We start from the raw sequence: 21,254 nt of genomic DNA on the forward strand, positions 1-21,254 counted from the left end.
GTCAACTGCCGTTGTCCGATGCGCCATCGCCACCCAGGGCCTGCCAGGCCTCAAAGGTGCTCAGGAAGATGCGGCCACTGAGCTCATGGGGGAACTCAGAGTTCTGGAGCTGATCCATCACCGGCCCCTTCACTTCCGCCAGGTGCAGCCGCACCCCGGCATCGCTGAGCCGGCTGTTGATCGCCTCCAGACTCTCCAGCGCGGAGGCATCAATAATGTTGACCGCCTGGCAGGTCAGTACCACATCGCGCAGCTCCGGGCGCCGGGCAACCAGCTCCATGACCGTGTCTTCCAGGTAGCGCGCATTGGCGAAATACAGGCTCTCATCAATGCGCAGTAGCGCCAGATGGCGGTTCGTCTCAACACTGTGGCGTTCCACATTGCGGAAATGCTCGGTGCCGGGCACACGCCCAACCACGGCACTGTGGGGCTGGCTGGTGCGGTACAGGTGCAGTCCCAGCGACAGCGCGACCCCGGTGAGAATACCGCTCTCAACGCCGTGAAACAGCGTCAGTGCCAGCGTCGCCACCATGGCTACACCATCCACTCGCGAGTAGGCCCAGGTGCGGCGGATAGCTGGCAGGTCAATCAGAGTGCCCACTGCCACGATGATGGTCGCCGCCAGGGTCGCCTTGGGCAGGAACGCCAGTGGCGTGGTCAGCATCAGCGTCGACAGAGCAATGCCGACCGCAGTCAGTGCGCCGGCCAGCGGCGTGACCGCCCCGGCATCAAAGTTCACCACCGAACGCGAGAAGCCACCGGACACCGGTGAACCGCCACTGACACCGGCGCCGACATTGGCCAGCCCCAGAGCGATCAGCTCCTGGTTGGGATCAATCCGCTGACGGCGTTTGGCCGCCAGGGTCTGGGCCACGGAGACCGACTCCACGAACCCGACCAGGCTGATCAGCACCGCAGCCGGCAGCAGCGTGGACCAGAGCTCAGCATCCAGACTGGGCATGGCCAGAGACGGTAGGCCGCTGGGAACCTTGCCCACCAGCGCCACGCCCTGGGCCTGGAGATTGAAGGCCCAGGCCAGGAGCGTGGTCACGATCACCGCCGACACCGGTGCGGCCTTGGCCATCAGATCCGGCGCCTGCCCTGACAGCCCCAACCAGCGCAGGCCACTGCGCAGATGACGCCGGCAGAGCACCAGGTAGGCCCAGGCTCCGCCACCGATCAACAGGGTCAGACCACTGACGTTGTCCAGACCCTGCCACAGGGCGGGCACCAGCTGCGCCAGGTTATGCCCCGAGGCCTCAACACCAAGGATGTGACGCAGCTGACTGGCTGCAATCAGGATCCCCGAGGCCGTTACAAACCCTGAGATCACCGGATGGCTGAGGAAGTTGGCCAGGAATCCCAGCCGGAGAAGCCCCATGCCCACCAGGATCAGGCCGGACAGCGCGGCCAGTACCAGAGCACCGGCCACGTACTCTGGCGTGCCGGCCTCCGCGATACTGCCAAGCGCAGCAGCGGTCATCAGCGACGCCACCGCCACCGGCCCGACCGCCAGGGTCGCGGAGGTACCGAAAAGCGCATACAGCACCAGCGGCAGCATGCTGGCGTAAAGCCCAACCTCGGGGGGCAGACCGGCCAGCATCGCGTACGCCAGCGCCTGCGGCACCAGCATCAGTGTCACGATTACCGCCGCTATCGCATCGCGCAGGAAGGTATCGCGCCCGTAACCACGCAGCCAACCCGCCAGTGGCAGCCAGCGTTCCAGGTTCATGCCCTGCCCTCTCCCATTGAGGTCTGGGTCGTGTTACGACGCGCCGGGCGCGCCAGCCACTCGTGGCCTCTCAGCGACAGCTGCCAGTAGATCCAGGGCAGCTGACCGGCCTTCAGCCACCAGGCCAGGCGGGTGGGCCTGGTTCCATCATTGATCCACTTCGGGAAAGTGGGCTGAAGCTCACCGCCGTAGCCGAACTCCGCCAGCACAATGCGTCCGCGCTCAACGGTCAGCGGGCAGGAACCGTAACCCAGATAGGCGGCCGTCATGGGCTCACCGCTGAAGGTAGCCAGAAGGTTCTCGGCCACCACCGGCGCCTGTTTGCGTACTGCGGCGGCGGTCTTGGCGTTGGGCGTGCCGCTGGCATCCCCAAGCCCGAAGATCGCGGGGTGGTTGCGGTGCTGCAGTGTCTCCGGATCAAGATCCAGCCAGCCTCCGTCGTTTCCAAGCCCTGATTCCGCGATGAACCCGGGGGCCTTCTGCGGCGGCACGGCATGCAGCATATCAAAGCGCCGCTCCAGCAGATGCTCCTCACCGTCATCCCCGGTTACGGCAAACTGAGCCGTCCGGGAGGGCCCATCAACTGCCACCAGCCGGTTCTGGAACTGGGTGTGGATGCCGTACTGCTGAACGTAACGCTCCAGTGCGGGCACGTACTCGGGCACACCGAACATGACACCACCGGCGTTGCAGAAGTGCACATCGATATCACCCAGCCGGTGCTGGCGCTGCCAGTAGTGGCAGGACAGATACATGGCTTTCTGAGGGGCCCCGGCACACTTGATCGGCATCGGCGGCTGCGAGAACAGGGCCGTCCCCTTTGTCAGCGACTGCACCAGCGACCAGGTGTAGGGGGCCAGATCATAGCGGTAGTTGGATGTAACGCCATTACAGCCGAGTGTGTTACTCAGCCCCTCAACTGCATCCCAGTCCAGATCCAGCCCTGGCGCCACAATGAGCCGTCGCCAGCCCAGAACCCGGCCGTCACCGAGAGCTACCTGGCGGTTTTCCGGGTCAACACGGTGGGCGCTGGTACGGTACCAGCTCACCCTGTCCGGCATCACACTGGCCATCGGTCTGCGTGTCGATTCGGGGGAGAACACCCCTCCCCCAACCATCGTCCATCCGGGCTGGTAGCTGTGCACCTCCGAGGGCTCAACAATGGCAATATCGAGGCTGCGCTGGCGCTTGAGCAGGCTCGCAGCAACGGATATACCAGCTGCTCCACCACCGATGATCACGATCTGATGAGTTGTTGTGGGCGCCGGCGTTGCGAGTTGATCACTCATGGGATATCTCCAGTTGGTTCGCGTCAGTCCAGCTCGGGGCTATCCATCCCCGGCCGACCCCAGCAATGGGCGCAGGGTCTCAGGGTCATGTCCTAGAGCCCGCATGCGTTCCAGCACTGTCTCCGGCTGCTCACCGTCATGGCGGACCCGGGCCAGTGCCCACAGATGGATGGAGCGCCGACCACTGCGACAGAAGATCAACAGCGGCCGCGGCAGGGTTTCAAGCGCCTCATGAAAGGCCGCCACATCGGCGTCCGAGTACTCTCCGGTCGCCACCGGAATACAGGTCCAGGAAAGCCCCAGAGCCCGCGCTCTGTCCCCGAGCGCCGGCTCATCATGTTCCGGCGAGTCCTCCCCGGGTTGCCGGTTACAGATCAGCGACTGGTACCCCTGCTGGTGCGCGCTCTGCAGATCCTCAGGTTTCATCGCGCCTGTCAGGCCGACACCGTCCTCAAGCTGATGGATCGTCATTACCAGAACCTCCGTTCAATCACCCCAGGCCGCGCCGGAAAGGGTGTCCAGGGGAATCCTGATGTAGCGCCGACCATTGTCCTCGGGCTCGGGTAGCCGCCCACCACGGGTATTGACCTGCAGCGCGTGCAGAATCAGCTTCGGCATGGGCAGCTGGCTGTCGCGCTTATTGCGCATGGCCACATACGCCTCCCGGTTCTGGTCCACCAGGTGCTTGTTGGTGCGGCGCTGCTCACCCACGGTGCTTTCCCACTGGGGCTCGCGCCCGTCAGGCATGTAATCGTGGCCCGTGAAGACCCTCGTTTCCTCCGGCAGTTCCAGAATGGCCTGGATGGACTCCCAGAGCTGCTCGGCGCTGCCGCCGGGGAAGTCGGCCCTGGCGGTACCAAAATCGGGTTGGAACAGGGTGTCGTGAACAAAGGCCGCATCACCGATCACATAGGTAATTGATGCCAGTGTGTGCCCTGGCGAGAACATCACTTTCGCCTCAAGCTCACCGACCGTGAACCGGTCGCCATCGCTGAACAGACGATCCCACTGGCTGCCGTCGGTCGCCAGATCCGGGAAGTTATAGATGTCTTTCCACAATGCCTGAACCGCCGTCACTTCACTTCCAATCGCGGTCGGCGCGCCGGTTTTGCCCTTCAGGTATTGTGCGGCTGAGAAGTGGTCAGCATGAGGGTGGGTATCCAGGATCCACTCCACAGTCAGGTCCTGGCGCTCCACGTACTCCAGAATCTCGTCTGCGTGGTGGGTCGCTGTCGCGCCGGATTTCTCGTCGTAGTCCAGTACTGGATCAATAATGGCGCACTGGTTGGTGGCGGGATCCGACACGACGTACTGGATACTGAAGGTCCGCGGATCGAAGAAACCAGCCACATCCGGCTTGCCGGCGCCTGTGCTATTGGAACGTTCGAACGTCTTCATATCGCCTCCACAGAAGTTGATGGGCATCAATGAGAAAATGCTTATATGGTTATAACGTTAATACTAAAAAACATATAAAGCAATGGGGCTCGTTTATCAGGACCATCCCCGGGCTCTATCGCAGCCGCGGAGATGGCCCTGCCCCGGCTCAGAGTTTCGCCATACGAAGATAGGGGCGCAGTTCCTCCCAGCCGTTGGGGAAGAGCTCACTGGCACGCTCGTTCGGGATCGACGGCGGGATGATCACCTCATCGCCCTCCTTCCAGTCGGCAGGAAGCGCGCAGGTGCGATTGTCGCTGGTCTGCAGCGCATCGATGGCCCGCAGGATCTCGTCGAAGTTCCGACCCACGGTCATCGGGTAGGTCATGGTGAGACGGATGCGCTTGTCCGGGTCGATGATGAACACGCTGCGCACCGCTGCCGTCTCGCTCTCACCGGGATGGATCATGTCGTAGAGTTTGGCGATGTTGAAATCCGCGTCCGCCAGGATGGGGAAATCGAGCGCGCAGTTCTGTGTATCGTTCACGTCCTCGATCCACTTCAGATGCGATTCAGGCGTTTCGGTGGAAAGGCCAATGGGCTTCACACACCGGCGCTCGAACTGATCGGCCAGCTGGGCGGTACGCCCCATTTCGGTGGTGCATACCGGCGTGAAATCCGCAGGGTGGCTGAAGAGGAAGGCCCAGGAGTCGCCAATCCAGTCATGGAAGTGGATGGTTCCCTTTGTACTCTCTGCCGTGAAATCCGGCGCTGTATCGCCAAGTCGAAGTGTCATGGTGTTTCCCCTGTGCACTGTGATTGCTGATCGTTTCTGGAGAGTCGACGCCGGCTATCGCTGTCTCCAGTACGCAAATCATAGGGGGGAAACACCTTCATATACTATATGAGTCTAACGATAGAACTATTAGGTTTTCTAAATCGCTCGGAAGCCCCAGCCACACCTTTTTCTTGACCTGACAACTGTTTATTTATACAGTTTTGGCGATGAAGGGACGAGCCAGCCAGACCAATATCCCGCATCGGTTCGAGGCCCGCGTCAGCGAGCCATGGGCCGATGAGGAATCGTCTCCCGAAGCAGAGGGAGCGCCCCCTACTACCACCCAACCGGTGGCAGCGCGCTCCATCATCAGCCGGAATGAATCGCCGGATATACCCTTCAGCCAGTCCGTGAACCCTTACCAGGGCTGCGAGCACGGGTGTATTTACTGCTTTGCCAGGCCTTCCCACGCTTACCAGGACCTGTCACCGGGGCTGGACTTTGAGACCCGGATCCAGGTCAAAACCAACGCGCCTGAGAAGCTTAAAGCGGCTCTGGACCACCCCCGCTATAAGCCCACGCCGATTGCTCTGGGCGTCAACACGGATGCCTACCAGCCAGCGGAGAAGGATCATCGGATCACCCGCAAACTGCTGGAGATACTGCTCGAATACCGTCACCCGGTGTCCATCATTACCAAGAGCCGACTGATCCTGCGGGACGCAGACCTGCTGTCGGAGATGGCGGCAATGGGGCTGTGCTCCGTGCGGGTCTCGCTGACGACCCTCGACAACCGCCTCAAGGGCCAGCTGGAGCCCAGGGCCACCGCGGCGAGCACACGTCTGCGGGTATTGAGGGAGCTTTCAGAGGCAGGTGTGCCGACAGGAGTTCTGACCGCCCCTATCATCCCATTCATCAATGACTATGAAATGGAGGCCATGCTCAGTGCAGCCGCGGAAAACGGCGCACAGCGGGCCAGCTGGGTGCTGCTGCGCCTGCCCCATGAGGTCGCGCCGCTGTTTGAGGATTGGCTACAGCACCACTACCCCGACCGGGCAGCGCACGTTATGAACCGTGTCCGCGATCTCAGGGGCGGCAATACCAACAGCAGTGAGTGGGGACAACGGATGACGGGGACGGGCGTTCTGGCAGGACTGTATCGGCAGCGGTTCGAGCGTCAGTGCCGTGCGGTGGGATTGAATGTACAAGAGGAGGAACCGCTGGACACCGGATTGTTCCGGCGCCCAGGCGGTGAGCAGATGGGGCTGTTCTAGACGTAAAAGTGCAGGTCTTCCTGCGCCTTGAGCAGATCCCGCATCTTGATGGGGTCATCCCCGAAGAAGAAGACCAGCCCCCAGTGTGTGCCGAAGGCTGAGCGGTCCGGCACCGTTTCCTCTCTCGGTTCGACCAGCTCGTGGGACTCGAAGTACGGATGCTCCGTGGTTTCTTTCGGCATCTCCAGCCTGCTGACGACACGATGGCGCGGGTAAACACCGAAGCACCCGGCGTAGCCCCTGGCACCTTCCACTTCTTTCGGGAAGAAGTTTTCCACCTCTTCCTTGGTGCTCTTGGGATCAAACACCAGCATGGACGCCTGGTAGGCACTGAACCCGTAAGCCCGCTCAATCAGTTCGAACGCCTTGAACCCGGGTGGGCGATAGGCGATCTCGCCAAAGTACATTTCGCCATCGGCGGTCACGAAATACTCCGGGTGGATCAGACCGAACTGGATGTCGAAGGTCTTGATCAGTTTTTCGATCTGCTTGGTGATCAGATCGCGCCAGCTCTCCAGCTCCCTGGTGGCGGGCACAAAGACCGAATAGCCCAGCGTCACGTACTCGGAGATGTTGAGGAACTGGATCTTACCGTCGTGGATCCAGGCCTCGACCGCGAACTCCCAGCCATCCAGGTGGCTTTCCATGAGCAGCGGATACTCTTCGTCCGGTATGTGCTCAATCTCTTCAAGCGTGCGGATCATGCGGTGCCCGAGGCAGCCGGCCTTGTCGAAAGCCTTGACGTGAATCGGGTCATCCGGGTCGCCGTCAAGCTTGAGCAGCGTCTGGTTTACGCGCTTCATGAAGCGGACGATGTCGTCCTTTTCGTGGGCTTCCTCGAAAATCCCCACGCGGATACCACCCAGCTGGGCACGGCGCTTCATCAGGGCCTTGTCCCGGAACAGGATGGACTGCCCGTACATGCGCGGGTTGTCCATGAGCACTGAGTTGATCGCACCCGACCACTCGACGGTTTCCTCAAACAGGGGGATGGCGACATCAACCCCTTCCTCTTTCAGCCGCTCGGCAATTTCCAGCGAGCGATCGTTCAGACGCTCAAAATCCCAGGGAATGAATGGAATCTTGTTGGCTTCGCAGAAATCAGCGGCCCACTCGGGGGCGACCACGATGTAGCGCCGATCGAACTTCTGGGCGGCCTTAATGGCGTTGACGCTCCAGCCCAGCAGCGCGATGTAGCCCTTATTCGGGTCTTTGGGGGTTTCCGTTCCGCGTACCGAGTCCAGTGTCGGATCAGTCCAGCCGGAAACGTCTCGGCTTGTTGTTGGAACCTGTGATTCGCTTGGCATACATTATTCTCCTTTTGCCTTTCGCAAGAAGCTGACGCCAGGATTGGCAGCGCCAGCGTTCGACAAGCAGGCTTCTGGGGCCAGCTAACGCCCTTGGGCCCAGCTCGTCTGGGCCAATTGCATGGCCCGATTGACTTCATCGGTTGGTATATCGCTCGGTTCGCCCTTTTCAAGAGGGTCGTAGTGAAACACGTACAGTCGTGACGCGAACTCGGCCACCGGCAGCGAGGCTTCACCATAGAGCTCGCCGTGGCCCTGGGTCGAGGTCACAATATCCTGGCCCCAGTTCTGCCCGCTGTCGTTATTTGGGTTGAAAAAATAGACGCGCATGGTCTTATCCGTATCCAGCGCGAGCCGCTGGATGGTGATCGCGTGCCAGCCGAGAAAGCGCGTGGCACTGTCGGTGACCGCAATACCGGCAGGCTGTGGATTGATGACCGGAATATTGCCGTTGTAGAAGGGGTGGTAAGCCGCGTAAAAGTCACGGATAAACCCCTCAAAGTCCTTCAGGCCGCCGGTGAACACATCCACGGCTATACGGAATCCGTGACCCACACGATCACCGTGGAATTCGGCGTTGACCCATTTATGCGGGTCCTCTCCACGCCCGGCGCTGCGGCGGCCCATTTCGAAGTAGATGCGATCCAGGTGTGGCACGGTCAGCAGTGAGACGGCGTCCACATCCACCGGGGGCTCGGTAGCCAGTCCGGCGCCCAGCTCCCGCGATGAAACACTGTTGCCTTCAAAGCGCATCACCACTTCGTCGTCGCGTGCCGCCCAGGCCAGGATCCGGAGCAGTTCCTCCGGCATGCTGTACGCCCACATGGACAGGGCGCGGGTGGACTGGCAGGTGGGGTAGTTCCCCTGCCCTATGCCCAGCGGGCGCCCGAGCACATTGAGCACGTCGGCAAGCAGGAAACGCTCCGGTGAGCGGGCGCTGCCAAAAACCGCCACCATTTTCCGGGCGGCCGCGTCACAGAGGGACAGCCGTATCTGGCGCCACAGGGAGGGGGCCACCGGAGGCGCATAGAGAATACCCCGCTCAAGCATCATGGCCAGGCCATAGGCACACTGGCTGGTCTCGGGAAACACAGCCTCATCAATCAGGGTGTGGATCAACGCCGGGTAGCAGTGAAACGCGTCGGCACCCGTGTAACTCAGGCCCAAAGCTGTCGGAATCAGGGCGTTCCAGCGGCCCCGCAGGTAGCGTATGAACACAGGCATGTAGGCCGACACCAGCCCAGTGCTGTGCATGGCCCGGGCAAAGGCGATGGCCTCCTGCAACAGGGCGGCGTCGTCCATGTCCGCCAGTCGTTCCGAGTAGACCTCGAAACCGGGATCTTCACGGCACGCCTCGGTGGGGCTGAATACGGCGTTGATCAGTTGCAGCGCGTCGTCGCCGACTTCGCCACCCAGCGCGTCCGGTTTCTGCAGGCAGACCGCGATCTGCGTCACCATCTGTTTGACGCCCTCCACCTGGACCGGGCGCTGTTCCAGAATCCGCCAGACTTCGGCCACCAGATGTTCCAGAAGATTCTCGTAGCCCAGGTGCCGGAGCAGGTAGTGATAGAGATTCTGAACCGCGTAACCCAGCTCATTGGGCCGCAGCCGATCGCTTTCCTGCAGATCGCCGACCACCAGATCCAGATTCATGGCCAGGACCTGGGCGAGAAAGTGGTGAGCGTGTTCCGCCGAAATCGACGGATGGATGTAATCGCCCTTGGCCACTGCCAGCAGGCGGATCTGGCTCAGGCTTTCGACCAGCGTCGCGGTGGGTTCGCCGTAACGCACCGTGCGCACGGCCAGTGAGGGCACCAGCGTCTGGGGGTAGTCCCAATCACTGCCGCCAAAAAACCCGGCGCTCTCAATGGCGGGCACGCGCTCGTAGAGCGCCTCCAGGCCTTCGGGACTGAACATCAGGGGCTGTGCTGCCTCAATCACCTCGAAAACCGGCGAGACGCCTTCAACTGAATTGACTTCAGCAAGGCGGCTGATGGCCGCGTCGAGTGTCGTCACGAGCGCCTCAGGGGCGCCGTCATACTGCGTTTTGGGTTCATGTTCAGCTCCGTGCACTCCAGGCGCCCCCTTGCCGCCAAATTAGGCCAGCCACTGTTAGAATGGGAGTCGCATTACTACCTAGCCCATTGAACCTGCAAACAGCGCTCGACTGCAACCGAATGCATCAACTACCCATTGACCCCCACCGTACACGCTTCATGGACGCCCTGCAGCAGGGTCACGCCGTTGTGACCGCGGACACGGGCTCCGGCAAGTCCACCCGTCTGCCCGTCTGGGCCAGCGAACAGGGAGCCACCCTGGTGATCGAGCCCCGCCGGGTTGCCTGCACGGCACTGGCCGGCTTCCTCGCCCGGCAACAGGGAACGGCCCTCGGTGAGGGCATTGGTTACGCCGTCCGGTTTGATATGCGCTGCAACAGCGACACGCCACTGGTTTTCGCCACCCCCGGCATGGCGCTGCGATGGCTGGGCGAAGGCGGGCTGCAGCGATTCCGGACCGTCATTCTGGACGAATTCCATGAACGGCGCTGGGACACGGATCTGCTCCTCGCCCTGCTCCAGCACCAGGACCACCATCACCTGGTCGTGACCTCCGCGACCTTCGCCGCGGAGGCCGTGGCCCGCCATCTACAGGCGCCATTGATCGAGGCGGAGGGGCGGCGGTTCCCGGTGACCCTCCAGCATGAGGCAAAGGATGAGCGCCAGATGCCCGAAAGCCGCCATCTGGCGGAACGCATGGCCCGGGCCATCAAGCGGGCGCTCAGCCAGACCCACGGACCCGTGCTGGCGTTCCTCCCGGGCCGGGGCGAGATCCGTGATACGGAGCAGGCCCTGGGAGATCCTGGCGTCCCGGTACTGACCCTGCACGCCACCGTGGACGCCGAGTCCCAGAAAGCGGCACTGGCCGAGGACGGCGGCCAGCGCGTGATCCTGGCCACCAACGTGGCCGAGACCTCCCTGACCATTCCCGGCGTGACCGCCGTGGTCGACTCCGGCCTGGAGCGGCGCACCCACCAGCGCAACGGCCGCACCGTGCTCAGCCTGGCCGCCATCAGCCAGGCCTCGGCGGACCAGCGCAGTGGCCGTGCCGGGCGCACCGACGCGGGCACGGCCATCCGGCTCTGGGGCCGCGGCGCACCGCTGGAGGCCACCACCGCGCCGGAAATCCAGCGCGAGGAGCTGACCGAGCTGGTGCTGGCCGCCGGCTGCGCGGGCACACCCGCAAGCGCGCTCCGTTTCCCCGACCCGCTGCCGGAAAAAGCCCACAATGCGGCCCTCGAGCAGCTCCAGCGCGTGGGCGCCGTGGATGAAGCCGGTGTCGCGACCGGGTACGGGCAGCGCCTGTTCCAGCTTCCCATCGACAGCTTCTTTGCCCACCTGATCTCGGCCATGCCGGATGCCGACACCCAGGGCGCCATGGCGGACCTCACGGCCGCACTGAGCACGCGCCCGCGCCTTTTCCGCTTCCCGGACAAGGAAGACCAGCGCCGCGCCCTGGGCGACTGGCTGCCCGACCCCTGCGACGCCACCACACTGATCGCCCTGTTGCGGAACCGCCCACCGGCGCCGTTGAGCGTGAACAACCAGGCCCGCCAGGAAGCCCACCAGCTTGCCGGGCGCATCCGGGACGCCCTGGCCCTTCCGGGCATCCCCAATGAACCGGTCAGCAACCCGGACCACCTGCGCCGGGCCATTGCCCGCGCGGCTCCGGAACTGGTTTTTGTCCGCCGCGAGAAGCGCCGCCAGGCCATGGGCAACGACGCCCGCGAGGTCCTCCCGGATGAGGCCTCCAGGCTGCCGGAAGAGGCCGAAGCCGCACTGGTGCTGGACGAGCACAGCACCCCCGGCAAGCGCGGCCACCGCCAGACCATCACCATCGCCACCTGTCTGGCCCCGGTGCCACTGGCCATTCTGGACGAGCTGGAGCTGGGCGAGGTCCGCTTCGGGGAGATGCGCCTCGAGGACGGCGAACCCCGGGTTCGCCGCGAACGCCTTTACGCCAACCGGGTGGTCAGCTCGGAGGATACGATCCCCGCTGGCTCGGAGCTGCGCAACGCTCTCGCCGAACTGATCCTCCAGGGCCAGCTGCTCCCCCCTGTTGGCGACAGGGTCCAGGCGGACATCCAGCAGTGGGCGCTGTATGTGGCGCTGGGTCATGGTGAAGGTGCGGTTCCGGAATCCGCCCAGCAGTGGCTCTGCCAGCGCCTGCAGGCGCTGGGCGTGGAGGAGCCCGGGGATGAAAGCCTGCTTGAGCCCGGGGATCTCGCCTTTGAGGGCATTCCGGAATGGGAACGCGAAACCTTCGACCGGCGTTACCCCCGCCGGATTTCACTGGGGGATCTGGTCATGGATGTAACCTATGAACCCGCCGCCCGGCGCATCACCCTGGACTACCGCCACGGCCCGCGCAGAACACCGCCCAAGCGCTGGGAACTGCCCAGCTGGAAGGGCTGGAAGATCCGCTACCGCCGGGCCAGCAAAGTGGTTACGGTCCAGTGAACGCGGTTCCACGCCGGCTTCCAGTGTGGAACAATGGCGTCTTTCATAAGGAGGGGCACTGATGGCAAGACTCTGGCTGACTGGGTTGTTCTGCCTGCTCATCCTGCTTCCGGCAGGCACAGGTGCATCGCCACTGACAGACGGTCTGGATACCCGGAACCTGCAGCTTGCCTCCGTTCACTCAGCTGTGGTTGATCTTGAAACCGGCTCCCAGATCCATGGCAAGCACGCCCAGATCCCGGTCCCCATCGCCTCGATCACCAAGATAATGACCGCCCTGGTGGTTCTGGAATCCGACGAGCCACTGGATGAGTACCTCACCATCCTGGAGCGGGACCGCCCGGCTCCGGTCAACGCCTACTCCCGCATCCGCATCGATTCCGAGGCCACGCGCCGGGATCTGGTGCGCATTGCATTGATGGCCTCCGAGAACCTGGCGGCCCATCAGCTGGCGCGCCATCACCCCGGCGGCTACGAGGCCTTCATCGAGGCGATGAACCGTAAAGCCACCCTGCTCGGCATGAACAATTCCCAGTTCGTGGATCCGGCCGGGCTGTCCTCGAAGAACCAGTCGACCGCCTCGGACCTGACACGGCTGATGCGCGCGGCCTGGGAAAATGAGACCCTGCGCGAGCTCTCAACCACGCGTTACCATACGGTGCACTTCCGCAGCCCGCGCTACCAGCTGCGCTATGGCAACACCAACGTTCTGGTGCATCGGCGGGGCTGGCCGGTACGCCTGACCAAGACGGGTTACCTGAACGACGCCGGGCGCTGCCTGATGATGGTGACCCAGGTGGACGACCGCCCGGTGGGCATGGTGTTCCTCAACTCCTTCGGGAAGCGCACCCCACTGGGCGATGCCGGGCGTGTGCGGCGCTGGCTCCGGACGGGCAACAGCGGCGCCGTTGCCGGCGCCGCCAAACGCTATGAGCACCGACAGGTCCAGGCCCTGAAGGCCCGCGAGACCCAGACCGCCGAAAACACACACAAGGATTCAATGGAGACCGCGCAATGATCGGACTGTCCCTTTCCCTGCATGCCCTCGCCGCCGTGATCTGGGTGGGCGGCATGTTCTTCGCCTATATGGCCATGCGCCCCGCGGTGGTGCGGGTGGTCGACCCCTCCCAGCGTCCGCTGCTGTGGTGCCACGCCCTGTCGCTGTTCTTCCGCTGGGTCTGGGCCGCGGTGGGCCTCCTGCTGGTCACCGGCTACGGGCTCATCCACGCCTATGGCGGCATGGGCAACGTCAACTGGCACATCCATATGATGCACGGGCTCGGCCTGCTGATGATGCTGCTGTTCCTGCACATCTTCTTCGCCCCTTATAAGCGCCTCAAGCAGGCCGTGGACAGTGGCGACATCGAGGAAGGCAAGCGCCGGGTCGGCCAGATCCGCAAGTTCGTGGCCATCAACCTGGTCATCGGCCTGATCGTGGTGGTCATCGCAACCGGCGGGCGCTACTGGTAACGATAACGGTAGATCCGCGTGGCGTAGAGATCCGGGAGCTCGCTGACCGTCTCGGGCTCACGCCCACGCAGGGCAAAGCAGTGGCTGATCACCCAGCGCACCGACCCCGGATCGCGCTCCAGCCGCTGCTGTACCGCCTGCATCCCCTCTGGCATCAGATAGCACAGCAACACCTCCACCCCGTCCAGGTCCGCCTCCCGGAAGTCCCGCCTGTGGAAGCGCAGGTTCTCCAGTCGCATCAGCCGCGCCAGTAACACGGATACCAGCCAGGGAAAGAACGATACCTCGTAACCGACCACCTGCGTCCGCGGGAAACGCCGCGCAAAGCGGATGGCAAGGGTCCCCCAGCCGGAGCCCATGTCCGCGATGCCCCCTTCAGGCGGCGCTTCCACCAGCTCCAGCATCGCCCTTGGCGCCCGGCCGAGGCTGGGCATCGGCGGCATGCCCGTGCGCAGGGTCGACCACAGGATGGACGCCCCCACCACCAGAACCACGGCAAGCACCACCAGAGCCGCTATCTCCATGGAACGCCCGCTCCCCGCCTCATGTAAGGCTCAGCACTCATCCGGATTCCGACTCCCGCCAGTTCTCGGCCACATCCTGCCCCCGCCCTTCATTCACCGGCAGCACTGTCAGCATGGCCAGCACGAACAGGACCAGGCAGAACAGAATGGCATCCGCCAGCCCCAGCGCCCACTGGATCAGCCCCAGCCCCAGGATGCCGACAATGGCCGCCAGCTTGGAGGCGGTACCCCAGAAGCCGAAGAACTCCGCCGCCTTGCCCGTGGGCGTAAGCACCCCCACCAGCGCCCTGCCGGCGGACTGGGCCGACCCCAGGCTGAGCCCGGCCAGAACCCCTGCCACCAGGAACACCTCCTGGGCCTCGAAGCTCAGCCCGGCCAGCCGCTCAAGCAGCAGCGTCATATTCGGCGTCTGCCAGATGGCCAGTATGGCCACCACCCAGAGCCAGAGCGTGATGAGGTAGGTCCGGCGCGCGCCCCAGTGGCCCTGGAGCCAGCCGAACAGCAGCGCACCAATGGCGGCGGTGATCTGGACGGTGATGAACATCAGCGTACGCGTGGCCTCATCCCAGCCGATCACCTGGGAGCCGTAGATGAACGAGAAGCTGACGATGATGTAGATCCCGGCCATGGAGAAGAAGATCGAGACCAGCAGCCAGCGCAGGTCCCGGAACTCGTTCACCATCCGCCCCGTGGCCAGAAGACGGCTGACGCCCAACCGGGTCAGCGACCAGCCTTCCGGTACCACACGGGCGTCGCCGCGCTCGCGGACCCAGACAAAGGTGGGAATCGCGGCCACCAGAAAGAACACCGCGGCAAAGGGCCCGACCCAGCGGATGGTGTCGTAGTTTTCCGCCGTCACCTCCCCCAGGAAAGCCAGCGTGAAGGCCGTGGCCACCAGCCCGCCGATGTAGCCCAGGCTCCAGCCCAGCCCCGAGATCCAACCCAACGCCTCGCGCGGGCCCAGATCCGGCAGGAAACTCGAGATGAAGCCCTCGCCGATGGCGTAGGCAAAGTTGGAGACAATGATCAGCACCATGGCGATGGCGATCCAGCCCGGCTCCACAAAGTACAGCAGACCGGTCGCCACCACGGTCACAAGGTAACTGGCGAACAGGAAGCGCTTGCGCGAGCGCGTGTAATCCATGACGGCCCCGCACACCGGATTGGCGACCACCACCAGGGCGTAGCTGACCGCCAGCGCCAGGCTCCAGAGGAAGTTGCCCAACCGGTAGTCGGGGCCATCGCCAACGATCACGCGGGTGAACAGATCCCCGAACACCACCGTGATGATCAGCAGCGTATAGGCCTGGTTGGCGAAATCGAACATTGCCCAACCAAAGATCTCACGGCGCGGGGCGCGGGTCTGTGCGTCCATCAGGGGCCCTGGAAGGTAAGCGAGACACTGGCGTGAATGGTACGTCCGGGGGCGGGTTCATAGAAAGCGCCAGTGCTTTCGTTGTCGCTGGCATTGACCCGGATATTGCTGAAATAGTCCCGATCAAACAGGTTCTGGACGCCCCACCCCAGCGTCAGGCGTGATCCGCCCAGCGCCAGCTCGTACTGGCCACGCAGATGCACAAGGCCATAACCACTGGCGGACACCCCATTGGCATCACTGACGTAGACATCACTGATCGCCTCTGTCTCAACCGCCACCATCCAGGGACCCTGATCCCAGGCGGCCTCCAGGAACAGGTTGTGTTCCGGCAGCCCCGGCAGCCGGTTGCCGGCCAGTCCATCCGGGTGATCCCGGAAGCGGAAATCCGACCACGTGTAGGCCCCGGTCAGGGTCAGGTTCTCCGTGACGAAGGCCTCACCCCCCAGTTCAACACCATCACGGCGGGTTTCGCCCGCATTGCGGTAGGTGGTACTGCCATCATCATTCTCGTTGACGACGATCTCATCCTCGGTGGTGACACGATAGGCAGCCAGCTCATAACGCAGCCGCTCGTTCACGACCCCCTTGAAACCAACCTCCGTGTTGACCGCCTTCTGAGGCGTCAGCTCCGGGGCGGTCTGATTGTTGTTGGCTGTAGCGTCAATGAGTTCCGTGAACGTTGGCGTTTCAAACGCCGTCCCGACGTTCGCATACAGCTGATGCCGGGGATGGAAGGACCAGGTGGGGCCCAGGCTGACACTGAACTCATCATAGCTGCGGTCATCAAATGCCCCATCGCCGCCTCCCCGCTCCTCGACCTGGAACCGGACATGATCGTAGCGGCCTCCAAACATCATCCTGACGGAATCCGTCACCGCCAGATCCGCCTGCCCGTAAAGGGCGGTACTTGTGGCCCGCTCCAGGGCATCCCGGGCTTTGGTTCCCCGCTCGCCATTGCTGTTTACGTTGAATCGTTCGCGATCATCACGCTGTTTCCTGAAGGAGGTCCCCAGCGTCCAGTCCACGGGCAGGCCGGCCACTCCGGCCTGGTCGCGGTATTCAGCGGATGTGTCGTAGAAATCCCGCTCGTAACCAATCAGGCTGGGCCCCGCGAACGGCAGCTGCTGCTCAAAGTTCCGGCGTGTGTAGAAGGTGGTCAGCTCCAGCACGCCCGGCAGGCTGCGTTCATCGCTGTAGATCAGCCCGAGCCGCTGCTGGTCCACGCTCTGACCGGCGTCCAGTGTCTCGGCATCCGGATCAGCCTGACGGCGGTCTTCCCTGGCCTGGGCCCGCGTCAACGCTCCGGGATCCTCCCCGGTGGGCTGATCATAGGCGGTAAAGACCGTCTCCAGCCGCCGCCCCGGGCCCAGCTGGTAACCCGCTTTACCGTTGACCATCATCTTCTCGGTTCGGCTCTGGTCGCGGTAGCCGTCGTAATCCAGATGCCAGGCGCTGATATGCCCATTCCAGGCGCCGGAGGTGCCACCTCCGCTGGCCGCCACCCGGCGCAGGCCATGGCTGCCACCGGTGAGCGAGGCCCGGGGTGGCGCCTTGCCCCGTCCGTCCGGCGTCGTCACCGCCAGCATGCCGCCGGCGGCATTGCCGTAGAGCGCCGATGACGGGCCACGCAGCACTTCCACCCGTTCGGCGCTTTCCAGGTCGATGGTGTCAATCTGGGACTGGCCGTCCGGCAGCGTCTCGGGAATACCGTCCACGCGCAGCCGGATCCCACGGATACCGAAAGGCGCCCGGGCACCAAAGCCACGCATGGAGATCCGGAGGTTCTGGGCGAAGTTGTAGCGGTTCTGGAAGAAGATGCCGGGCACACGCTTGAGCCCTTCATCCAGGCCAAGCCGTTCGCGCCCGTCCTGAAGGGCTGTTTCATCCACCACGGTTACCGCCATGGGGGCCTGCGCGCGGTCCCGGACCAGCCCTGTGGCGGTCACCTCCACGGGCGCCCCCCCATGCTGGTCTCCTGGGCGCTACTGGCCACGGGGATGAGCAGCCCCGCCAACGCCACCGCCAGGCCACATCGGTGCCCCTTTCCCATGGGTTGTGCTGCAGTGTGTTCAGCCAAGATACGGACGCCGTGGAGTTCCCGGAACATTGCACACCACATTACCGAAACCACGGCCAATGTGCATGCCTCGCAGGCCACTGATGCCTCGTTCAGTGATGTTTACGGGCCTTTGCAAGCGCCGTCTGCCCGGCATTACGAACCTGCCGCCATAGGTAACGCCAGGTCTCATCGCGCCGGCGCTCGCGCAGGCATCTGAGAAGCCGGATGCGCCGGGCCTCGTCCAGCTGGCCCTCCATGAGCTCCACCAGCCCCGGGGTCACGTTGAACGGCGCGTCACCGCTGAGACTGACGCCCACCCGGTGCCGGGCGTCGAACTCAAGCTCGCCCCCTACCACTTCCACGGCGGCGACAATGTTGCGGGCCTTGGGCGTCGCCGGTTCGGCCAGCGTATAGGGCGGCGCCCATTCACGGGCGGGACGGACCGCGTCCACCCCTGTCACCACGCCGATCAGCGGCGGTGGGCGCCGGGAGGGATCCTCACGGAACCAGTCGCGCATGCGCTCCAGTACCGCCCGCTCACCCTCGCGGTCGGCGCGCAATGCCGGCGTCACCCACAACACCAGATCCGTCCCCAGTACCTCGCGTCGCAGGGTTGCGGTATCAAGGGCCTCGCCTTCCACTCCCGGGGTGTCAATCAGCAGCACCTCATCGCCGTCACTGCTGCCCCAGCTGTAGGCCTCAATGGCCCCGGTGGTTCCAGCAGCGCTGTCCACCGCCGCCACCGGTTCGCCCACCAGCGCGTTGACCAGGCTGGAGCGGCCACTGTTGGCGCGACCCAGCAGCAGGATCCTGAGCGGCTCCGACGATTCCGAGCGGCCCTCACTCTCCCGCTGCTGCAGCTGAGAGGCCCGTGTCACCGATTCCACGGGTGTTTCCGACGCCAGCAGCAAACGGCCGCTGTAGAGCTCGATGGCGTAATAGCCCACCTTGCGTATGTACTCACGCAACAGCCAGGTCTGGACCTGCTCCGAACCGTAACCCAGTACCCGGTTGCCCAGATCCCGGCGCAGTTCGCGGAACACCACACTGGTCGGGTCCACCGCCGCATGCCCCAGCCGATACAGCCCCTCCAGGCGCACCGCCGTATCCCGCCAGCGCCGCAGCCGGGCCATGCTCCCCAGGGTCAGTCGATGGCTGAGCGGCACGTGATCGACAATGTCCGCCCGCAGCTCCCGGCTGGCCCGCTCAATGATCAGCAGCATGTGCGGGACGGTCAGCTCCAGCAGGGGGCGTTCGCGGTGCGGATGGTAATGGCGGGCCACATCCTCCACGGTATCGCGGCCCAGGCGGAAGAGTCCGGTGGCGTCGCTGAGCGGATACTGTTCCGGTGTGGCCTCGCTGGCGCGGGCCTCAACGTGCTGCCAGGCCTCATGGGAGTCCGGAGGCCAATGGGCTTCAGGGCCCGTGGCGGGCGGCAGCTGGCTGCGGCTGTACAGCCTCGAGAGCCAGTGCAGTCCATACCCGAGAAGGCCACAGCCCGCCATAACCAGGAACCAGACCAGAAGCTGGCCGGAATGCCACAGCCAGACCACGCCCAGGGCGGGCAGCACAAAAAATGGCAGGAAGGCGATCAGTACGGCCACCAGCCGCAGGTAACCGAACTCACGCAGCAGGGCCCTCATTCGCTGCCCCTGTCATGGCCGAGATGAAGGCCCTGCTCAAACGCCTCGCGGTAGAGACGCCGGATGGCCTCCGCCTCGACCGGCATGCCATCCGCCGTGCGGGCCAGATAGAAATCCGCCGCCTTGCCCAGCGCATAGGTAACCGCTGCGGCACTGGAGGCGCCCCAGGCTGCCCCCAGTGTCTGGCCCCAGCCCGGCACCATCTTGACCAGGCTGCGCCCGGCCCAGCGCAACCCATAGCCGGCGAGCACTCCTACCCCCAGCAGACCGAAGAACTCGGAGCTGCGCCGCATGTCCCAGGGCTGCTGATAGATCCGGCCAAGGGCGTGCAGCATCCGCACCTGCAACGCCGGCAGCAGTGCCGCATCGATCAGCGGCAGGGCACCGGCGCCGGCAGCCGCCAGACTGTAGCCGGTGATCTGCGGGTGGGCAGCACGGCTGAACAGATCCCGCAGCCCCGGATCCTGCTGCAACCGGGCCCGGAGCTCAAAGGTGGCGGTCTCCTCGATGGCTCGCCACAGGCCTTCCAGCCCGTAATCCGCCATGGCGAAGCCATCTTCCTCCAGGGTGAGATCGACAGCCACCGACACCACCGGGGCATGCCCGGGAAGCGCTTTAGCCAGCTCCCGGCGTTCGGCCAACGCCCGCCGAAGATCCGAGGGCACTGTCTCCGGCAGTGGCTCAGCCTCAAAGGGCCACGGCATGACATGGTCCGAGCCAGGCGGGTACAGCTCGTGGAGGGACGTGTGCACCAGCACCACAGGCCACTCCGGGTGGCGCCTGCGCACGGTCTCCAGGGCGTCCAGAACCGCCCCCTGATCCGGATCGGCGATTTTCATCACCGCCATCACCAGGTGGGACTGGGATTCGCAGAAGGCCAGATCCTCACCCGCATCATAGGTCACCTCGCCCAGCCCACGGGTGTCCAGAAAGCGCACCACAGGCGCCTGCTCCGGGAAATCGTAGAAGGAAGCGGTGCGGGTACAGGCCTGGAAGCCGTTGCCGATGGTGGCCCGCGGACTGCCGGTCAGCGCCCGGATGACAGAGGTCTTCCCGGACTGCGCCTTACCCAGCAGCCAGACCACGGGAGGGGGCTGCTGCTCCCTTGCCTGGGCCAGGGCAGCGGTCAGCCTTTCATCATCCACCCCCGGACGCAGCAGGGCTTCCCGCAGAGCGCCCAGTGACGGCAGGGACCAGGAGGTTGAACGCGTCATGCAGTCCACCTTACCGGCTCAGTACCGGGAAGTCAGCAGGAGATCAGAGGCGTGGCTCGTCCTGGTCCGCCGCATCACTGCGCAGGCCATGGGTGCGGGTGTCGTAGTTCTCGCGCAGCTCATCCTTGATGGTGCCGTCCCAGAGGGGCACGCCAATGATATAGCCCGCACGCCCGATGGCGTGGGCGGCAATGGGCGTCGTCGCCATGATGAACAGGACAATCGCCAGCCCACGCGCAAGCGCCAGCCACTCGGCGAATCCGATCACAACGCCCACCATGATCAGCATGGCCCCCATGGCACCAGCCTTGGTGGAGGAGTGCATGCGCGTGGGCAGGTCCGGCAGGCGCAGGATACCCAGTGCCGCCAGCAGCATGAAGGCCGCGCCACTGATCAGGAATACGGCAATGATCAGGTCCATCATTCGCGTGGTCCCCCCCGCTCAATAAAGCGTGCAAAGCCGATGGACGCCAGAAAAGCCACCAGCGCCACCACGATCGCCACATCCAGAAAACTGAGCACCCCGGTATCCAGCGCGTGCACGCCAATGATGCCAACGACCATGGAGCTGATCAGTTCGATCGCCACCACCCGGTCCGGCAGGGAGGGCCCCTTGCCCAGCCGGATGGCGGCCATCAGCATGGCCAGCGCCAGCATTGAGTAAACCAGTGTCAGCACAAAGCTGTTCATCG

Annotated in this window: 18 protein-coding genes; 4 read left to right on the plus strand and 14 right to left on the minus strand. The window is 64.2% G+C overall.

Annotated elements, in window-relative coordinates; genetic code table 11:
* Position 1: 1 nt before the first annotated feature.
* From CK501_RS14065 to CK501_RS14080, 5 genes are all read right to left on the minus strand, one after another.
* Positions 2-1,732, minus strand: coding sequence for a SulP family inorganic anion transporter (locus tag CK501_RS14065; RefSeq protein ID WP_095618381.1), 1,731 nt, complete (start codon positions 1,730-1,732; stop codon positions 2-4).
* Positions 1,729-3,021: an NAD(P)/FAD-dependent oxidoreductase gene (locus CK501_RS14070; protein ID WP_233128917.1), complete on the minus strand. Its 1,293-nt coding sequence runs from the start codon at positions 3,019-3,021 to the stop codon at positions 1,729-1,731. Before CK501_RS14070 ends, CK501_RS14065 begins: the two co-directional genes overlap by 4 nt.
* Before the next feature lie 39 nt (positions 3,022-3,060).
* Positions 3,061-3,492, minus strand: coding sequence for a beta-lactamase hydrolase domain-containing protein (locus CK501_RS17025; protein ID WP_233128918.1), 432 nt, complete (start codon positions 3,490-3,492; stop codon positions 3,061-3,063).
* Positions 3,493-3,507: 15 nt separating this feature from the next.
* Positions 3,508-4,419 carry an MBL fold metallo-hydrolase gene (locus CK501_RS14075; protein ID WP_095618382.1) on the minus strand — a complete coding sequence of 304 codons (912 nt, stop codon included), beginning with the start codon at positions 4,417-4,419 and terminating at the stop codon, positions 3,508-3,510.
* 148 nt (positions 4,420-4,567) lie between these two features.
* Positions 4,568-5,194, minus strand: coding sequence for a peroxiredoxin (locus tag CK501_RS14080; protein ID WP_095618383.1), 627 nt, complete (start codon positions 5,192-5,194; stop codon positions 4,568-4,570).
* A gap of 209 nt (positions 5,195-5,403) precedes the next feature.
* On the opposite strand from CK501_RS14080, the gene CK501_RS14085 reads away from it, so the two are divergent.
* The gene (locus CK501_RS14085; protein WP_095618384.1) at positions 5,404-6,450 is read left to right on the plus strand and encodes a PA0069 family radical SAM protein; all 1,047 of its coding nucleotides are present in this window, start codon (positions 5,404-5,406) and stop codon (positions 6,448-6,450) included.
* Here CK501_RS14085 and CK501_RS14090 read toward each other — a convergent pair.
* Both CK501_RS14090 and CK501_RS14095 read right to left on the minus strand, forming a co-directional pair.
* The gene (locus CK501_RS14090; RefSeq protein ID WP_095618385.1) at positions 6,447-7,757 is read right to left on the minus strand and encodes an ATP-grasp domain-containing protein; all 1,311 of its coding nucleotides are present in this window, start codon (positions 7,755-7,757) and stop codon (positions 6,447-6,449) included. The two genes, CK501_RS14085 and CK501_RS14090, sit on opposite strands and share 4 nt — an antisense overlap.
* Positions 7,758-7,841: 84 nt before the next feature.
* Positions 7,842-9,773, minus strand: a complete 1,932-nt coding sequence (locus tag CK501_RS14095; RefSeq protein ID WP_198949534.1) for a hypothetical protein — start codon at positions 9,771-9,773, stop codon at positions 7,842-7,844.
* A gap of 161 nt (positions 9,774-9,934) precedes the next feature.
* On the opposite strand from CK501_RS14095, the gene CK501_RS14100 reads away from it, so the two are divergent.
* The 3 genes from CK501_RS14100 (at position 9,935) to CK501_RS14110 (ending at position 13,744) form a co-directional block, all read left to right on the plus strand.
* Positions 9,935-12,274, plus strand: a complete 2,340-nt coding sequence (locus tag CK501_RS14100; RefSeq protein ID WP_198949535.1) for a helicase-related protein — start codon at positions 9,935-9,937, stop codon at positions 12,272-12,274.
* Between the two features lie 61 nt (positions 12,275-12,335).
* On the plus strand, positions 12,336-13,292 hold the full coding sequence (pbpG, locus tag CK501_RS14105; protein WP_095618387.1) for a D-alanyl-D-alanine endopeptidase: 957 nt from the start codon (positions 12,336-12,338) through the stop codon (positions 13,290-13,292).
* The gene (locus tag CK501_RS14110; protein WP_198949536.1) at positions 13,289-13,744 is read left to right on the plus strand and encodes a CopD family protein; all 456 of its coding nucleotides are present in this window, start codon (positions 13,289-13,291) and stop codon (positions 13,742-13,744) included. The genes pbpG and CK501_RS14110 overlap by 4 nt, the downstream gene beginning before the upstream one ends.
* Here the strand turns inward: CK501_RS14110 and CK501_RS14115 are convergent.
* The 7 genes from CK501_RS14115 to CK501_RS14145 all read right to left on the minus strand — a co-directional run bounded on the left by CK501_RS14115 (position 13,735) and on the right by CK501_RS14145 (position 21,219).
* Positions 13,735-14,268, minus strand: a complete 534-nt coding sequence (locus CK501_RS14115) for a methyltransferase (protein ID WP_095618388.1) — start codon at positions 14,266-14,268, stop codon at positions 13,735-13,737. The genes CK501_RS14110 and CK501_RS14115 overlap by 10 nt on opposite strands.
* A 37-nt stretch (positions 14,269-14,305) precedes the next feature.
* Complete coding sequence (locus CK501_RS14120; RefSeq protein WP_095618389.1) at positions 14,306-15,643, minus strand: MFS transporter; 1,338 nt, start codon at positions 15,641-15,643, stop codon at positions 14,306-14,308.
* Positions 15,643-17,598, minus strand: a complete 1,956-nt coding sequence (locus CK501_RS14125) for a TonB-dependent receptor family protein (protein ID WP_095618390.1) — start codon at positions 17,596-17,598, stop codon at positions 15,643-15,645. The genes CK501_RS14120 and CK501_RS14125 overlap by 1 nt, the downstream gene beginning before the upstream one ends.
* Before the next feature lie 217 nt (positions 17,599-17,815).
* Entirely contained in the window at positions 17,816-19,348 is a 1,533-nt protein-coding gene (locus CK501_RS14130; RefSeq protein WP_095618391.1) for a GTPase family protein, read from the minus strand.
* A complete protein-coding gene (locus tag CK501_RS14135; RefSeq protein WP_095618392.1) occupies positions 19,345-20,562 on the minus strand; it encodes a GTPase family protein in 1,218 nt (405 codons plus the stop codon). Before CK501_RS14135 ends, CK501_RS14130 begins: the two co-directional genes overlap by 4 nt.
* Before the next feature lie 43 nt (positions 20,563-20,605).
* A complete protein-coding gene (gene mnhG / locus CK501_RS14140; protein ID WP_095618393.1) occupies positions 20,606-20,986 on the minus strand; it encodes a monovalent cation/H(+) antiporter subunit G in 381 nt (126 codons plus the stop codon).
* Positions 20,983-21,219, minus strand: coding sequence for a monovalent cation/H+ antiporter complex subunit F (locus tag CK501_RS14145; RefSeq protein ID WP_408607577.1), 237 nt, complete (start codon positions 21,217-21,219; stop codon positions 20,983-20,985). The genes mnhG and CK501_RS14145 overlap by 4 nt, the downstream gene beginning before the upstream one ends.
* Positions 21,220-21,254 lie beyond the last annotated feature (35 nt).

Source organism: Halovibrio salipaludis, assembly GCF_002286965.1.
GTDB classification, from domain to species: Bacteria; Pseudomonadota; Gammaproteobacteria; order Pseudomonadales; family Oleiphilaceae; genus Halospina; species Halospina salipaludis.

Coding starts and splice junctions, on each gene's coding strand:
- CK501_RS14065 (WP_095618381.1), bottom strand. CDS start 1,732: ATGAACCTGGAACGCTGGCTGCCACTGGCGGGTTGGCTGCGTGGTTAC.
- CK501_RS14070 (WP_233128917.1), bottom strand. CDS start 3,021: ATGAGTGATCAACTCGCAACGCCGGCGCCCACAACAACTCATCAGATC.
- CK501_RS17025 (WP_233128918.1), bottom strand. CDS start 3,492: ATGACGATCCATCAGCTTGAGGACGGTGTCGGCCTGACAGGCGCGATG.
- CK501_RS14075 (WP_095618382.1), bottom strand. CDS start 4,419: ATGAAGACGTTCGAACGTTCCAATAGCACAGGCGCCGGCAAGCCGGAT.
- CK501_RS14080 (WP_095618383.1), bottom strand. CDS start 5,194: ATGACACTTCGACTTGGCGATACAGCGCCGGATTTCACGGCAGAGAGT.
- CK501_RS14085 (WP_095618384.1), top strand. CDS start 5,404: ATGAAGGGACGAGCCAGCCAGACCAATATCCCGCATCGGTTCGAGGCC.
- CK501_RS14090 (WP_095618385.1), bottom strand. CDS start 7,757: ATGCCAAGCGAATCACAGGTTCCAACAACAAGCCGAGACGTTTCCGGC.
- CK501_RS14100 (WP_198949535.1), top strand. CDS start 9,935: ATGCATCAACTACCCATTGACCCCCACCGTACACGCTTCATGGACGCC.
- pbpG (WP_095618387.1), top strand. CDS start 12,336: ATGGCAAGACTCTGGCTGACTGGGTTGTTCTGCCTGCTCATCCTGCTT.
- CK501_RS14110 (WP_198949536.1), top strand. CDS start 13,289: ATGATCGGACTGTCCCTTTCCCTGCATGCCCTCGCCGCCGTGATCTGG.
- CK501_RS14115 (WP_095618388.1), bottom strand. CDS start 14,268: ATGGAGATAGCGGCTCTGGTGGTGCTTGCCGTGGTTCTGGTGGTGGGG.
- CK501_RS14120 (WP_095618389.1), bottom strand. CDS start 15,643: ATGGACGCACAGACCCGCGCCCCGCGCCGTGAGATCTTTGGTTGGGCA.
- CK501_RS14130 (WP_095618391.1), bottom strand. CDS start 19,348: ATGAGGGCCCTGCTGCGTGAGTTCGGTTACCTGCGGCTGGTGGCCGTA.
- CK501_RS14135 (WP_095618392.1), bottom strand. CDS start 20,562: ATGACGCGTTCAACCTCCTGGTCCCTGCCGTCACTGGGCGCTCTGCGG.
- mnhG (WP_095618393.1), bottom strand. CDS start 20,986: ATGATGGACCTGATCATTGCCGTATTCCTGATCAGTGGCGCGGCCTTC.
- CK501_RS14145 (WP_408607577.1), bottom strand. CDS start 21,219: ATGCTGGCGCTGGCCATGCTGATGGCCGCCATCCGGCTGGGCAAGGGG.